This window comes from Bacillus mojavensis (assembly GCF_012648005.1).
Lineage (GTDB): Bacteria > Bacillota > Bacilli > Bacillales > Bacillaceae > Bacillus > Bacillus mojavensis.
The window spans coordinates 1,414,934-1,429,444 of sequence record NZ_CP051464.1 but is presented as its reverse complement, the minus strand read 5'-3'; the positions used below and the strand labels follow the sequence as shown (position 1 = coordinate 1,429,444).

The 14,511-nt window shown below is 41.9% G+C and carries 14 protein-coding genes; 6 read left to right on the top strand and 8 right to left on the bottom strand.

Annotated elements, in window-relative coordinates; translation table 11 throughout:
• The first annotated feature begins 36 nt into the window (after positions 1-36).
• Complete coding sequence (locus tag HC660_RS07440) at positions 37-1,059, top strand: acyltransferase family protein (RefSeq protein ID WP_168747599.1); 1,023 nt, start codon at positions 37-39, stop codon at positions 1,057-1,059.
• 41 nt (positions 1,060-1,100) lie between these two features.
• Here HC660_RS07440 and HC660_RS07435 read toward each other — a convergent pair whose 3' ends face one another.
• The 4 genes from HC660_RS07435 to htpX form a co-directional block, all read right to left on the bottom strand.
• The gene (locus tag HC660_RS07435) at positions 1,101-1,271 is read right to left on the bottom strand and encodes a protein YkzE (protein WP_010333993.1); all 171 of its coding nucleotides are present in this window, start codon (positions 1,269-1,271) and stop codon (positions 1,101-1,103) included.
• 2 nt (positions 1,272-1,273) lie between these two features.
• The gene (locus HC660_RS07430) at positions 1,274-1,429 is read right to left on the bottom strand and encodes a protein YkzP (protein WP_010333992.1); all 156 of its coding nucleotides are present in this window, start codon (positions 1,427-1,429) and stop codon (positions 1,274-1,276) included.
• A gap of 156 nt (positions 1,430-1,585) precedes the next feature.
• A complete protein-coding gene (gene ktrD / locus HC660_RS07425; protein WP_010333991.1) occupies positions 1,586-2,935 on the bottom strand; it encodes a Ktr system potassium transporter KtrD in 1,350 nt (449 codons plus the stop codon).
• Between the two features lie 174 nt (positions 2,936-3,109).
• A complete protein-coding gene (gene htpX, locus HC660_RS07420) occupies positions 3,110-4,006 on the bottom strand; it encodes a protease HtpX (protein ID WP_168747598.1) in 897 nt (298 codons plus the stop codon).
• Positions 4,007-4,177: 171 nt separating this feature from the next.
• Here htpX and HC660_RS07415 point away from each other — a divergent pair, with 171 nt between their 5' ends.
• The gene (locus tag HC660_RS07415) at positions 4,178-4,879 is read left to right on the top strand and encodes a transcriptional regulator HtpK (protein ID WP_168747597.1); all 702 of its coding nucleotides are present in this window, start codon (positions 4,178-4,180) and stop codon (positions 4,877-4,879) included.
• A gap of 134 nt (positions 4,880-5,013) precedes the next feature.
• Positions 5,014-5,208 (top strand): acid-soluble spore protein SspD, encoded by a 195-nt coding sequence (sspD, locus tag HC660_RS07410; protein ID WP_010333988.1) that lies wholly within the window; start codon positions 5,014-5,016, stop codon positions 5,206-5,208.
• A 10-nt stretch (positions 5,209-5,218) separates the two neighbouring features.
• Here sspD and HC660_RS07405 read toward each other — a convergent pair whose 3' ends face one another.
• The 4 genes from HC660_RS07405 to HC660_RS07390 all read right to left on the bottom strand — a co-directional run bounded on the left by HC660_RS07405 (position 5,219) and on the right by HC660_RS07390 (position 9,091).
• A complete protein-coding gene (locus tag HC660_RS07405; protein WP_168747596.1) occupies positions 5,219-6,355 on the bottom strand; it encodes an anti-sigma-I factor RsgI family protein in 1,137 nt (378 codons plus the stop codon).
• The gene (gene sigI, locus HC660_RS07400) at positions 6,352-7,107 is read right to left on the bottom strand and encodes an RNA polymerase sigma factor SigI (RefSeq protein WP_010333987.1); all 756 of its coding nucleotides are present in this window, start codon (positions 7,105-7,107) and stop codon (positions 6,352-6,354) included. The genes HC660_RS07405 and sigI overlap by 4 nt, the downstream gene beginning before the upstream one ends.
• 263 nt (positions 7,108-7,370) lie before the next feature.
• Positions 7,371-8,165: a TerC family protein gene (locus HC660_RS07395; protein WP_168747595.1), complete on the bottom strand. Its 795-nt coding sequence runs from the start codon at positions 8,163-8,165 to the stop codon at positions 7,371-7,373.
• Between the two features lie 257 nt (positions 8,166-8,422).
• Positions 8,423-9,091, bottom strand: a complete 669-nt coding sequence (locus tag HC660_RS07390) for a DedA family protein (RefSeq protein ID WP_050549475.1) — start codon at positions 9,089-9,091, stop codon at positions 8,423-8,425.
• 189 nt (positions 9,092-9,280) lie between these two features.
• Between HC660_RS07390 and HC660_RS07385 the strand changes: the two genes are divergently transcribed.
• The 3 genes from HC660_RS07385 to HC660_RS07375 all read left to right on the top strand — a co-directional run bounded on the left by HC660_RS07385 (position 9,281) and on the right by HC660_RS07375 (position 14,497).
• On the top strand, positions 9,281-11,683 hold the full coding sequence (locus tag HC660_RS07385; RefSeq protein WP_168747594.1) for a bifunctional diguanylate cyclase/phosphodiesterase: 2,403 nt from the start codon (positions 9,281-9,283) through the stop codon (positions 11,681-11,683).
• Positions 11,684-11,773: 90 nt separating this feature from the next.
• Positions 11,774-12,658 carry a non-homologous end joining protein Ku gene (ku, locus tag HC660_RS07380; RefSeq protein ID WP_168747592.1) on the top strand — a complete coding sequence of 295 codons (885 nt, stop codon included), beginning with the start codon at positions 11,774-11,776 and terminating at the stop codon, positions 12,656-12,658.
• 3 nt (positions 12,659-12,661) lie between these two features.
• The gene (locus HC660_RS07375; RefSeq protein WP_168747591.1) at positions 12,662-14,497 is read left to right on the top strand and encodes a DNA ligase D; all 1,836 of its coding nucleotides are present in this window, start codon (positions 12,662-12,664) and stop codon (positions 14,495-14,497) included.
• Positions 14,498-14,511 lie beyond the last annotated feature (14 nt).

Below are 14,511 nucleotides of genomic sequence, written 5' to 3'. Positions count from 1 at the left end.
ATCTTTTAGTGACTGATTTAAAGAGAAGGTGATGCTATGAATAAATCGCGAGACAGTTATTTTGACAATGCAAAATTTTTATTGATATTCCTTGTTGTATTCGGTCATATTCTTCGATCTTTTATTCATGATAACAATTTTATGCTCTACCTCTACAAGTTCATTTACACGTTCCACATGCCTGCCTTTATTCTTGTATCCGGTTATTTCGCCAAAGGTTTTAAACGTGCCGGATATGTGAAAAAGCTGGCGGTTAAGCTGATTATTCCATATTTGATTTTCCAAAGCATCTATTCCGTCTTTTATTACATTATTCAAGACGAAAGCATGACAAATATGAATCCGATTGATCCGCAATGGTCATTATGGTTTCTGGTAAGCTTATTTTTCTGGAATATCCTGCTCTATCCTTTTTCAAAGCTTTCTAAGCAGTGGGCGCTGTTTGTCAGCTGCGGAATCGCGGTGCTGATCGGCTATCTCGACTTTGTCAGCAGCACACTGAGCCTCTCCCGGACATTTGTATTCTTGCCGATGTTCCTTGTAGGGTTTTATTTGAATAAACATCATTTTGATTTACTGAGATCAAAACGAGGCAAACAGATTGCGCTCGGTGTGCTCGCTGCTGTATTTGTCATCTGTTGGGGGGTCGACTTTGACTATTCATGGCTGTTCGGCTCTAAGCCGTACTCATCATTTGGCGATGTCACCTTGGCAAGCGGCCTTTCCCGGATCAGCTGGTATGTACTTGCCTTTGCGGCAACCTTTAGCTTTTTAGCGCTTGTTCCGCAAAAACGCTATTTCTTTACAAAGTGGGGAACAAGGACATTTTACGTATACCTGCTCCACGGGTTTATCATTAAAACACTCCGGCAGGTCGGGCTTGAGGATGGACTCACGGACTATCAAAACTTAGTCATCCTGCTGCTCTTAACTGCTGCCCTTACCTCCATTCTCTCAAGCAATTTCGTCAAAACGGTTGCTCAGCCGTTCATTGAACTGAGAATGACAGGCTTGCTGCAGCTAGTCAGAGGAAACAACAAAAATGCCTATTTAAAATAGACAAACACCTCTTAAGCGGCATTCCGCCTAAGAGGTGTTTTTTATTTTTGTTTTTTCTCTTTTTTCTTTTTCGGCTTTGTTATTTCAAGAGTTTCAATTATTTTCCCAGCGTTGTAATCCCCGAGCTCACTTGAGAATTCTTCCTCAAGCACCTTCTTATTCATCGGCTTTTTATGATTTTGCATATCTTTGCTATGCTGGTTCTTTTTCATGATCACGCGCCTCCTTGCTGACCTTGTTTGGAATTGCGATTGGCCCCACGGAAATTCGGGTCGTCGTGATATTGAGTCTTATATGCATTTCTGTCCATACTCTCAGTCGGTGTATTGTTGTTTTTTATGGCTTCATTGACCTCAGCTTTACGTTTCACAGAAATCCTCCTCGCCAGTTTTTCAAATTTTTATTTCTGCTTGAAAATGCAAGACCAGCTAATCAACTGCAGCTGTTTATGTTAGGATCTCCAACTGGTGCCGGGTCACACATCTTTTTTTTGGCAATAAAAAACACCGCCAGATGCGGTGTTTAATTATCCAATAATGACTCTTTCCTTCGGATAATGATAATTTGCTTCAATTTCTTTTCTTCCGATCAGATAAAGGAAGGTCAATATTCCGATTCGTCCGATAAACATGACGATCATAATGACACATTTTCCTACGTTGCTCAAATCAGCTGTAATGCCGAGGGACAGACCGGTCGTTCCAAAGGCCGAACATACCTCAAACAAGAGCTCCAGCAGAGAATGCTTCTCTGTTATCGTAAGGATCAGTGTCGCTCCAAAAACGAGCAAAATCGCCATCATTGTGACAACAAGAGACTTCATCAAATCTGCTGGGTGCAGCTCCCGTTTGAATACTTTTACCGCTTTATTGCCGCGCGCAAAATGAAACAGCGCAAGCAGGTTCAAAGCAAACGTTGTTGTCCTTATGCCTCCTCCGACTGAGCTTGGTGACGCACCGATAAACATCAGCGCACACATAAAAAACAGCGTGGGATCCGACAGCTGGCTGATATCAATTGTTGCAAGCCCTCCGCTTCGGGTAGCTGTTGATTGAAACAAGGAGAGAAACAATATATCGTGCCAAGCCTTTCCCGCAAACGAGTGGCTTGCTTCCAGCGCATAGATGCCGATGGCGCCAAACACTACGAGTGAGCCAAACATAATCGTCGTGATTTTTGTAAAAAGCGTAAACGGATATCTCCGATGCTTTGAAAACAAGAAGTCCTTTACTTCGACAAGCACCGGAAAGCCAATCGCTCCGAATATGATCAAAAGCATCGTAATAAACTGCACAAAATAATCATGGCGGAACGGAACCATAGAATTTCCTGTTATATCAAACCCGCCATTTGTGGTTGCACTGACACTTGCAAAAAACCCGTGTAAATAAGCTTCTTGAAAGGAATCATAGTAGGTTAGAAAATAAGTGCCAAGTATGATTCCTCCAAAAAATTCAATCCACAATATAAGGAAAAGAACCTGTTTCATTAAATTGACAATTCCTGAAAACTGGGATTGATTTTGGTCTACCATAATCAATTTCCGTTCTTTAAGGCCGATTCTTTTTCCCATGATCAGCCAAATAAATGTGCCGAGCGTCATAATACCGATTCCGCCAAATTGCAGAACAAATGCCAAAATAAAAATGCCTGTAGTGCTGAATGTATCAGCTGTATCAACAACCGTCAGCCCCGTGACGCTGACTGAACTGACAGCCGTAAAAAGTGCGTCAATAAAGGTCCAATCCGCTCCCTGCTTATGGGCAGCAGGCAGACTCAGCAATATCAGGGCCACAGTTACTGCGAGAAAATAATATAATGCAATCAGCTGGGCCGGAGATAATGCCTGTATCAATTTTCCAAGCTTTAATCTCATGTGAAATCCTTCTGCCTCTCCATTTAAAGTACGGTAATTATTCTAAAGATATTAGTTCCATTTTTAAAGGCTTTTGCGAAACATTTTCTTAACTTGCATATTTTTTTATTATTTTAGTCAAAGTGAAACAGAAAAAAAACCTCTGAGGGTTCTCAGAGGAAGGATGTTTTGGTTTTATTTAGCTTCTAACCGTCTGATTCTTTCATCTAAATCAGGGTGAGTAGAGAAAAGCGATGAACGTTTCTTGCCATTAATCTTTAGCGTTTGGACAGCTGTCTGATCTTCTTCCATGATGCGGGAAGAATAGCTCTTAAGCGTTCGAAGAGCATGAATCATCTTATCCTTGCCGGCAAGATCAGCTCCTCCCCGGTCAGCATGGAATTCACGGTGGCGTGAATACGCAAAAACAACGAGGCTTCCGAGAATGGAAAAGACAATCTGAAACACAATCATTGCGATAAAATGAACAATCGGCGCAAGATCTTCCTTAACAAAGCGGCTCGCGATCCATGCAGCGATACGTGATAAAAAGACGACAAAGGTATTCACAATACCTTGTAAAAGCGTCATTGTCACCATATCACCATTTGCAATATGCGCGACCTCATGGGCAAGCACGCCTTCAACCGCAGCGTCATCCATTTGGTCAAGCAGACCTGACGACACAGCGACAAGAGAGCGGCGTTTTGAAGGACCAGTCGCAAACGCGTTCACTTCGGATGAGCGGTAAATTCCGACCTCCGGCATCTTCGTTAAGCCGGCAGAGCGGCTTAATTTATAAACACGGTCAACCAATTGCTGCTCTTCATAGCTAAGTGTATGTTTTTCCGGATTCAGCACTCTGACACCCATCATTGTTTTTGCCATCCATCTAGACATCGCAAGAGATGTAAAGGAACCGACAAAACCGACGACTAAACTGAATACAAGAAGAGCAATAGGATCTATACCGCCATCAGCTGTAAAGTACGTCCCAACTCCAGTGACAGAGCTTATGACAGATAAAACAATTCCGATTGTTGTAAGCACCAAAATATTCGTTAAAATAAACAGAAAAATTCTTTTCGCCATAATAACCTCCGTTATTTTTAAGATCAAAAGAACTTGTATATTTAAATTATAAAACATCTGTTTGAAAATGCAAGGATTTAGACGTATGATGTTAATGTATTGCTGACGCTTTAATAGTGCATTTATACATAAAGATTATATCCGCGTCAAATTGTCTTGAAGAGGTGAACAATGAATATTTTTAAACTCACTCGAATTGAGATGGTACGGCTGCTCTATTCCCTTAAAGGCCTGGGAGACATTAGCCCGCTCGACATCCTCGTCAAATCAGCGAATATGCCAGCGGAAGAAGCTGCAAGCCATCTTCAGATTCCGGAATTTCTTACAAGATATGAACGAAAAAAACAGAAAAAAGAATACGGTCTGTCTACCAACGAAATCGTTGAGCTTGGCAATTTATGCGAGCTGACGTCGTTAAAGTCAACCGCGATTCAAAATTGGGTGAAACGCGATATCAAAGATCTCATTGGCCATCCTGAGCTGGGTAAAAAGTATTCAGTTGAACAGGCAGTGATTCTTTTAATTGTACGTGACCTAAAATCCATTTATGACTTTGAACACATACGAGCTATCTTAAAAGTTGCTTTTAACACCATCTCAGACAGATCTGATGATGTCATCAGCCCGTTAGCATACTACGAAAGCTGCGCGCGTGTGCTGCATGCCATTCATCACCAAGACACTCCTTCCATGAAGGATTCAAATCTCCAGCAGATCGTCGAACAGGAAACGGACCTTATCCGTCACCATTTTGAAGAGCTGAGTGACGCTCAATGGGTCAAAATCAGGCAGATTATTGCCATTACAGTTCTCTCCATTTTGACGTTCCATATTCAGGCGACCGCGAACAAAATGACCGCAGATATCCTATAATCAGGATGTACCCCCGGCAGGTTGCCGGGGGGTTTTTTATTCCCCCACAACAATTGCCAGCATAAATAAACCCCGTACATTTCAAACTAAATACGCGTTAAGAATTTCTTACGAGAAAAAGGAGATGAAAAAAGATGGCGAGCAGAAATAAACTCGTTGTTCCAGGGGTGGAGCAGGCACTAGACCAATTTAAACTTGAAGTAGCTCAAGAATTCGGTGTGAACCTTGGTTCTGATACAGTTTCACGTGCAAACGGCTCTGTAGGCGGGGAAATGACAAAGCGTCTGGTTCAGCAAGCACAATCACAGCTAAATGGCACAAATAAATAAACTCAGGACTCTATTCGCCGGGGGCACTCGGCGAATCTTCAGTTTGAGCTGAACTATTATTGCTGCTGTAGCTATTTGGGTTACGGTGGTAAGAAGCATTATCCCGATTAGATGAGGAATGACCCTTTCCTTTTTCACCGTTATTCCAATTTTTTTGATTCTTGCTATTCTGTTCACCATTGTCTTCTTCTTCATTTCCGTTATCTTGAGGATCTTGTGTAGGGGTTTGCTCAGTATCCCCATCTTTTTCAGTTTTCGTGTTTTCATCTGATTCCTTTACGTCTTTATTCAGTTCACTATCGTCATTCTGCGTGTCTGTTGTATCTTCTTTCTCTGAGTCCGTATCATCCAGCTGTTCATTTTCTCCTTGTTTGCTGTCTTGATCATCTGTTAGATCCGTGTTTTCTTCCTCGCTGCCGGTATTTTTTTGATCCTCTTCCCCGGATTTTTGAGAATCTTCGTTTGGATCTTTCACATTATTCTTTTCATTTGATTTTATGTAGCTTCCTGTTGATACGCCTTCCTTTTTTGCTTTTTCTCTCGTTTTCATATCGGTTTCGAGAGATTCCATGCGGTATGTCGTTTTATATTTTTCCGTTACATCATTCAGCTGTTTTTTTACTCCTGATTTATATGTATTGTCATCCGTATTTTCATAAACAGTGGAAATCAATATTTCTTTCGATTCCTTTACATATCCATGCTCGCTGCAATCCGTAATAATATCGTCTATCACCTTTTTAAAATCAGTCTCCTCCCAATCATCGATGTCACTGATAACCTTCTTGCCGTCATCATTGAGGGGCGTCAGTTCAATCACTTCGTAATCGCTGTTTAACGCCATTTCGAAGCTTGGATTAATATCTATTGTCATATACGCATAGGCCTTGTCATTAGAGAAAACGGGGAGAATAATAAAAATAAAAAGCATAATAGCAGTCATCGTAAAAATCCCCATTTTGAAAGGGCGCAGTCTTAAAAAATCAAAAAAGCTGGCCCTTCTGCCCATGCGTGTCTCACTCGGAAGCATGATTTCTTCTCCGATTTCATATGTTTGGCGATCATTTTTGGCTTTTAAAAATTGTCCGTCAGGGGTCAGCAACGTGACGAATTTTTTATTTTTCTCGACTATGATCCCTCTTCTCATGAGTGCAGCACCCCTTTAAGATAATCTTTTAAATAAATATAATCACCGGTAATGATAATGCACATGGCAATGATATATTTTCTGTTTCGCTCAATCGTTTTTCTGCTTACTGAAACGAGCTGTTCGAGCTGTTTAACAGGAAGCTGTTTCTTCGTATAAAGAATCGCAGCTAATTCTTCATGCTCTACAAGGGTGAGCGCCACCTTTATGGCGTTTTGCCTTGCGTCCGCATGCTTTGGAGAATGTTCAAGCAGCTCTTGAAATGAAAGACCGTAGTCTTTGAGCTGCTTTTGAAAATACAGGATTTCCTCACGCCTCTGTTCCTGTTCTATTTGGCGGCGGTATTCATCAATAGAAAGCTCGGCTTCAATCAAGCTTTGTGAGGATTCCTGATCGTCACCCTCCTGTAAATCCATATTAATATTTTGAGCGGTTCTTGCTTCTTTTCTAATGTAATCAATAACTTTTCTTTTTATAATAAGCTCTGCGAATGCGAGCAGCGAATTTCCTTTTTCAGGTGAGTATTTTTCAATAGCTTCGTTAAATGCAATCAGTCCGATGCTAAACTCATCGTCTTTTTCATCTATATATCGTTTACAAACGGATGAAACCGTCTTTGCGATAAATGGCTTATACTGCTGTATCAACTCGTTTTGCAGATCTTTATTGCCTTTTTGTATACTTTCAACAGCTTTTTCAAGCGTTTGCTTCTTTTTTCCCAATTTAAACAAAAGGCTAAGCACTGGTTTCACCTCAGTTCCTCCCTATAACTACTCATTAATGATAGCTAATTTGATAGGGAATCGCAAAGGAGAAAAAGAAATATTGATTTCCAATGTCTCAATTGTGACAACACAATCTCACGTACTATACAGGATTTCGTGCCCTTAAAGAGAATTTTGGGGGTTTTATAAGAGGTTTTTGTAACAAAGCTGTTATAAAATTGTTATTTTATTTCGCCAGTGAAAACGCTTCAAACATGAAAAGACTCTGCTTTTCAGCAGAGTCTTTATGATTAAGCCCTTTCTTGGCTTCTGTTATTTTGTTCATTTTGTGCGTCTTCCGTCTGTTTTTTTGAGCCTGACATAAACCAGCCGCAAACTGCGATCGCCGCTAAGACAACCCAGAAAATCAGCTTCCATGTCCCTGAATGAATAAAGTGCGAGGAAACAATGGCTATGTCATCATGTGCGAGTGTATATAAAGCAAGCTTTACCCCGACCCATCCGACAATTACAAAAGCTGCTGTTTCTAGGCTTGGACGTTCCTTTAAAAGCTTAACAAACATCGAAGCCGCAAAACGCATAATCACCAGCCCGATAATGCCTCCGGCCAAAATAACGAGGAATTGTCCTCCATCAAGTCCGCCGATCTTCGGAAGTGAAGTTCCAGGCAGCGTAACCGCCAGAGCGACTGCTGCTAAGATGGAGTCTACAGCAAAAGCAATATCTGCCAGCTCAACCTTTATTACAGTAGGCCAAAATCCGCTTTGCTTCGTCACCTTATGATTGTCTTCTTTCTTAAATACATATCTTTTGAGCAAGTGGCTTGCTGCAATATACAGCAAGTAGAGCGCGCCAATGGCTTGAACCTGCCATACATTGACCAAAAAAGAAATAGCGAATAAAGAACCAAATCTCAAAACAAAGGCGCCTGCCAGCCCGTAAAACAATGCCTTCTTTCTTTGCTCCTCCGGCAGATGTTTTACCATAACCGCCATCACTAAAGCGTTATCGGCGGCTAAAATACCTTCCAGCCCGATCAAGACGAGAAGAACCCAACCATACTCCAATAATAATGCTGCATCCATAAATGATACCCTCCCAAAAAAGTTGTTTTCTTTCTCTTCATCCGATCTTATGCCGGCCGGACATGCAAAAAAGACCTTTGCCGACATAAGGCAAAGGTCTTGCTAGACATGAATTCAGGCATGCCAACAAAGCCGATGGATATCACTATCCATGAAATGACGACTTTGTTTCCGGAAACATTCCGGACGCTACTCCCCTTTGGGATTTCAAGAAATATCATATTATAAGTCAATGATATGCGGAGCGAGCTTATTTGTCAACGCTTATTTTTTAAAAAAACTGAAAAATGTTCAGACTGCATTCGTTTTTTTCTCTTCTTTATCACTAAATAGAGAACAAACAAGATCAAAATGGCGATTCCGATCGGAAGCATATATTGGTCTAGAATAGAGCCTACGTCTTTCCAATTTTCTCCGAGCTTCACACCGAGATATACATAAACAAATGTGATCGGCAGCATAGCGATAAATGTGTAAAGAGAAAACACCCAGACATTCATTTTTGCGATGCCGCACGGTATGGAAATCAGGGTGCGGACCCCCGGCAGGAAGCGGCCGCTGAAAGCGACAAAACCGCCATGTTTTTTAAAAAATTCATCCGATTTGTCAAGAGCCTCAGGCTTGATAAAGAGATACTTTCCGAAACGTTCAAGAAACGGCCTGCCTCCATAACGCCCGATCCAATACAGGGTGAGCGGACCGGCGACTCCTCCTAATGATCCTGCCAGAACAGCGCCGGCAAGCGTCATGTCACCTCTCGATACCCAATAACCCGCAAGCGGAAGGACAATTTCAGCCGGTATAAATTCAATACAGAGCGCCAGAAAAATTCCGAAATAAGATAAGCTTTTAAATGCTTCTATCCAGGACATAACCAATTCTTCGATCATCTTCACTTCCCTTTTCCCTGATCTATGTATACACATTTTTGTTTTTAACTCAAAACATCAAAATGATTTTAACATATTTTTGACGGTCAGCAGAACTAAAAACAGAGATTCTTCATTCCAAACGTTTTTCTGACAATTTCTCTAGGCATATAGACTGAAATTCTTTAGCTGGCAGCCGATATTAAGGAGAGTCAACCAGACTGGAACACACGGGGGAATCTCCATATGGAATTACACGTAACATATAATACAGCACTCATATGTTTATCTATTCTTATTGCTTGTGCAGCATCTTTCACCTCCCTTGAACTATCAAGAAAAGTCACCATTCATACAGGATTAAAAAGCAAGGTGTGGCTGATTGCAGGCTCTTTCATCATGGGCTTTGGGATTTGGTCTATGCATTTTATCGGAATGATGGCTGTTCATACGGAGGTACCGATGCATTATGAACTGGTGCCTTTAGTTGCCTCGATTGCAGCTGCTGTTTCTGGATCATTTGTTTCTTTATATATTGTCAGCCGGTATATGCTTACCTTTTACAGGCTGCTTACAGGATCGGTGATGCTGGGTGCATCGATTTCATCTATGCATTATATCGGAATGTCTTCCATTTCCCGGGTAATGATGATATATGAACCGCTGCTTTTTACATTATCCATTGTCATTGCCATTGCAGCATCATTCGTCTCACTAAAGATTTTCTTTGACTTGTCCATGAAAAAACCTGCAGACCATTTGCTGATTTATAAAATCATCAGTGCCTTAATAATGGGAATTGGCATTTCGGGAATGCATTATACAGGAATGATGGCCGCTACATTTTATAAAGATAGTGCACCTCCCGACCATCATATGGAAGTCCATACATTCGATTGGTCTATTTTGATTGCCTTAATCATCTTCTGTATTCAAACGTTATTATTATTCAGTTCCCATGCCGATCGAAAATTCATGAAACAAAATGAACGCATGAAGGATAACGAACAGCGGTTTCAATCTTTAATTATCCACAATATTGATGCGATCTTTATCCTGTCATTAAAAGGAGATATTATTTCTTCTAATCATGCTGGTGAGGATATGATGAATAACTTCGGCTTAAACCATCAAAATTGGAATCACTATATGCCGACAAAAATCAATGCGCTTTTTAAGCAGGTCAAAAGCGAAAAACAAGCCATTAACAGCGATGCCACTCTTATGACGGACAAAGGCCAGTTTCATTTGAATATTACGTTTATACCTGTTGAGGTTAATCAAGAACTGGACAGCATATATGTCATCTGTAAAGATGTGACAAAACAGTACAGAGCCGAAAAAAAAATCCATAGAATGGCTCATTACGACTCACTTACAGATTTACCCAACAGAAGACATGCGATCTCCCACCTAACAAAGGTCTTGAACCGCGAGCATGCCCTGGATTATAACACCGTGGTATTTTTCTTAGATTTGAATCGATTTAAAGTGATAAATGATGCATTAGGCCACAATGTCGGCGATCAACTGCTCCAGCTCGCGGCTAAACGGCTTTCATCTGTTATACCAGATAATGGGTTTATCGCACGGCTTGGGGGTGATGAATTCATTATTATTTTGACTGACGCCAATACCGGAACGGGTGAAGCAGACATTTTGGCTAAAAAAATCATTCAGCAATTCAAAAAGCCATTTAAAATTCAGGACCACACACTGATTACATCCGTCAGCATCGGTATTGCGATTTCTCCTAAAGACGGAACAGACGGCCCTGAATTGATGAAAAAGGCAGATATGGCAATGTATGCGGCCAAAGAGCGAAACAAAAGCAAATACAGATACTACTCTTTCTCAATCGGCAATAAAGAAACCGTCAAGCTTAATCAAGAAATGGAGCTGAGGGAAGCGATTGATAACAAAAGATTTGTCTTGCATTATCAGCCGCAATTCAGTTCAAAAGATCAGAAAATGACAGGTGCTGAAGCGCTCATACGCCTTGTCACTCCAGACGGCAATCTGCGTCCGCCTGGAGAATTCATCGGTGTTGCCGAAGAAACCGGCCTTATTATTGATATCGGAAAGTGGATTATTGATGAGGCGTGCCGGCAGGCAAAAGTGTGGCACGACAAAGGATTTGATCTTTCTGTCGCCATTAATATTTCCGCCAGACAGTTTCAATCAGAGGAACTGATTCCGCTCATCAAGAATACCCTTTTTAAATACAGGCTTCCCCCTCGCCTTCTTGAAGTTGAAGTAACAGAAAGCATGACCATGGATAATCTAGACCACTCCAAAAAGGTTCTATCTTCTTTAACCAAATTAGGCATCAGGATCAGCATTGACGATTTTGGCACGGGGCACAGTTCTCTAAGCTATTTAAAGGATTTTCCGATTCACAGACTGAAAATCGATAAATCATTCATCGATGATATTCAGACTCATCCGAAATCAGAACAAATTACCGGCGCCATTATTGCCATGGGCCATCAGCTGTCTTTACAAGTCATTGCCGAAGGCGTAGAAAACTCCGGCCAAAAACAGCTGCTTGACGAAAAAGGCTGTGACCATTTACAGGGCTTCTTTTTCAGCAGACCGATACCGCCGGAACAGCTTGAACACTTGATATTAAACCAGCCGCCGCGTTAACAGCGCCGGCTGTTTTTTATACCCATAAGTTACTACACATGAATCACCCCTCATATCTCCACAATAATGAAAAAAAGGTGGTTCATCGATATGCATACAATGTGGAAGGGATCCATCAGCTTCGGTTTGGTGAATATCCCCATCAAGCTTTATGCCGCCACAGAAGATAAAGACATTAAGCTGCGAAGTCTTCATAAAGAAGATCATGCGCCAATTAAATATGAAAAAATATGCACAAACTGTGAAAAAACGCTCAGCCCTGATGAAATTGTGAAGGGATATGAATACGTAAAAGGAAAATATGTCGTGCTGACTGATGAAGATTTAAAAAGCTTAAAGCAGGAGCATGAAGAGAAAGCGGTTGAAATTGTCGATTTTGTTCAACTGCAGGAAATAGACCCGATATATTTTAACCGTTCCTACTATGTCGGGCCCGGTGATAACGGCACGAAAGCCTATACTCTTCTTCGCGAGGCGCTTCGATCCACCGGAAAGATCGGGATCGCCAATATGACGATTAGGTCGAAACAGCAGCTTGCCATTCTCCGCGTATATGAAAATTGCATCGTAATGGAATCCATTCATTATCCCGATGAGGTAAGAAGCGCTGCCCACGTACCCGGAGTGCCTGATCAATCAAATGTAAATGATAAAGAGCTGCAGACCGCCATTACGTTGATAGATGAGCTGACAACTGAATTTCAGCCAGAACAATATGAGGACACGTATCGAAAAGCCTTGCTGCAAAGAGTCAATGATAAGCTGGAGAATAAAGAAACAGCCGTTACTCCTGACAAAGCGCCTCCTCGTGAGGATGTGATCGACCTGGTCAGCGCACTTCAAGCCAGCATCGATCGAACCAAAAGGCCGAATCGGGAAAAACCAGCGGCAGCACCAGCCGAAGGCGGAGAACCGAAAGGAGCCGGAGAAAAAAAGCAGAAAACCACTAGAAAAAAAGTCTCCGGCACATCATAGCCAATGGCGTTTACCATGCAGCCCGTCCTTACTTCTTCACCTCCAAAAGGAGCGGAATGGCGTTACGAAGTAAAATATGACGGGTTTCGCTGTATTCTCCGCATTAATCCGTCAGGTGTGACATTAACGAGCAGAAATGGTTTAGAGCTTAACAGTACCTTCCCTGAAATTTCTCTATTCGCCGAAACTGCTTTTCAGCATATAAAAAAGGAACTTCCGTTAACACTTGATGGAGAAATCGTTTTTTTGGCGAATCCATTCCGTTCAGATTTTGAACATATTCAAGTGCGGGGACGCTTGAAAAGGCCGGATAAGATACAGGAATCCGCAAGCTCTCGGCCTTGCTGCTTTCTCGCATTTGACCTTTTGGAACGAAGCGGACAAGATGTATCCACTCATTCCTATATTGACCGAAAAACATCGCTGCATGAGCTGATGTCTGCTGCAAAGCTCCCGGCTGAGCCAAATCCTTACGCAAAGGAAACCATTCAGTATATCCCCTCCCACCAGCACTTCGATCCAATTTGGGAGAAGATAATAAAGTATGACGGAGAGGGCATTGTAGCGAAAAAAATCAACAGCAAATGGATCGAAAAAAAACGGTCATCTGATTGGCTGAAATACAAAAACTTTAAACATGCCGATGTTTGTATCACAGGATTTAATCCTCACAATGGATTTCTGACGGTTTCTGTGTTAAAAAACGGTGTAATGACGCCTGTCGCCTCTGTATCACACGGAATGAGCGAGGAAGAAAAAAATGCCATACGCGCAATTATGGAAGAGCACGGACAAAAAACATCGTCAGGTGAATACACACTCGAACCATCGATCTGCGCTACTGTTCAGTATTTAACGATTTTACAAGGCACGCTAAGAGAGGTTTCGTTTGTCAAATTTCAATTTCATATGGACTGGACCGACTGCACCTTTGCACAGCTCGTGCGCCGCTCAAAGCCGGTTCATCCAAAACTGCAGTTTACAAGCCTAGATAAAATCATATTTGAAAAGCATAAAAAAACAAAAGAAGATTTCATCCAGTATATGATTGAAATCAGCGACTATCTGTTCCCGTTTCTCAAAGATCGTGCTGTCACGGTTATTCGCTATCCGCACGGATCAAGGGGCGAATCCTTTTTCCAAAAAAATAAGCCTGATTATACGCCGGACTTTGTCCAATCCTTTTTTGACGGGAGCCATGAACATGTGGTCTGTAAGGACCTGTCTACCTTATTGTGGCTTGCCAATCAGCTCGCTTTGGAGTTACATGTTCCTTTTCAAACGATTGCAAGCAGGAGGCCGGCAGAGATTGTCATTGATTTAGATCCCCCGTCCCGGGATGACTTTCTAATGGCTGTTCAGGCAGCAAATGAACTTAAACAGCTCTTCGAATCCTTCGGCATCACATCGTATCCTAAGCTTTCCGGCAACAAGGGGATTCAGCTTTACATTCCCTTGTCACCAGAAGCATTTACGTACGAGGACACACGCCAATTTACACAGCTGATTGCCGAATATTGTACCAATGCATTTCCGGAGCTATTTACAACCGAACGCTTGATCAAAAACAGGCATGGAAAATTGTATCTCGATTATTTGCAGCATGCTGAAGGAAAAACGATTATCTGTCCCTATTCCACCAGGGGAAACGAGCTTGGCACCGTAGCGGCGCCGCTCTATTGGCACGAGGTACAGCCATCTTTGACACCGGCGATGTATACAATCGATACCGTCGTTGACCGGGTCAAGAAACACGGATGCCCGTTTTATGAATTTTACCGCAATCCGCAGGATGAACCTCTTGCCGCTATTTTGAATCAGCTGAAGAAAAAGAGCTGACTTATTCGGTCAGC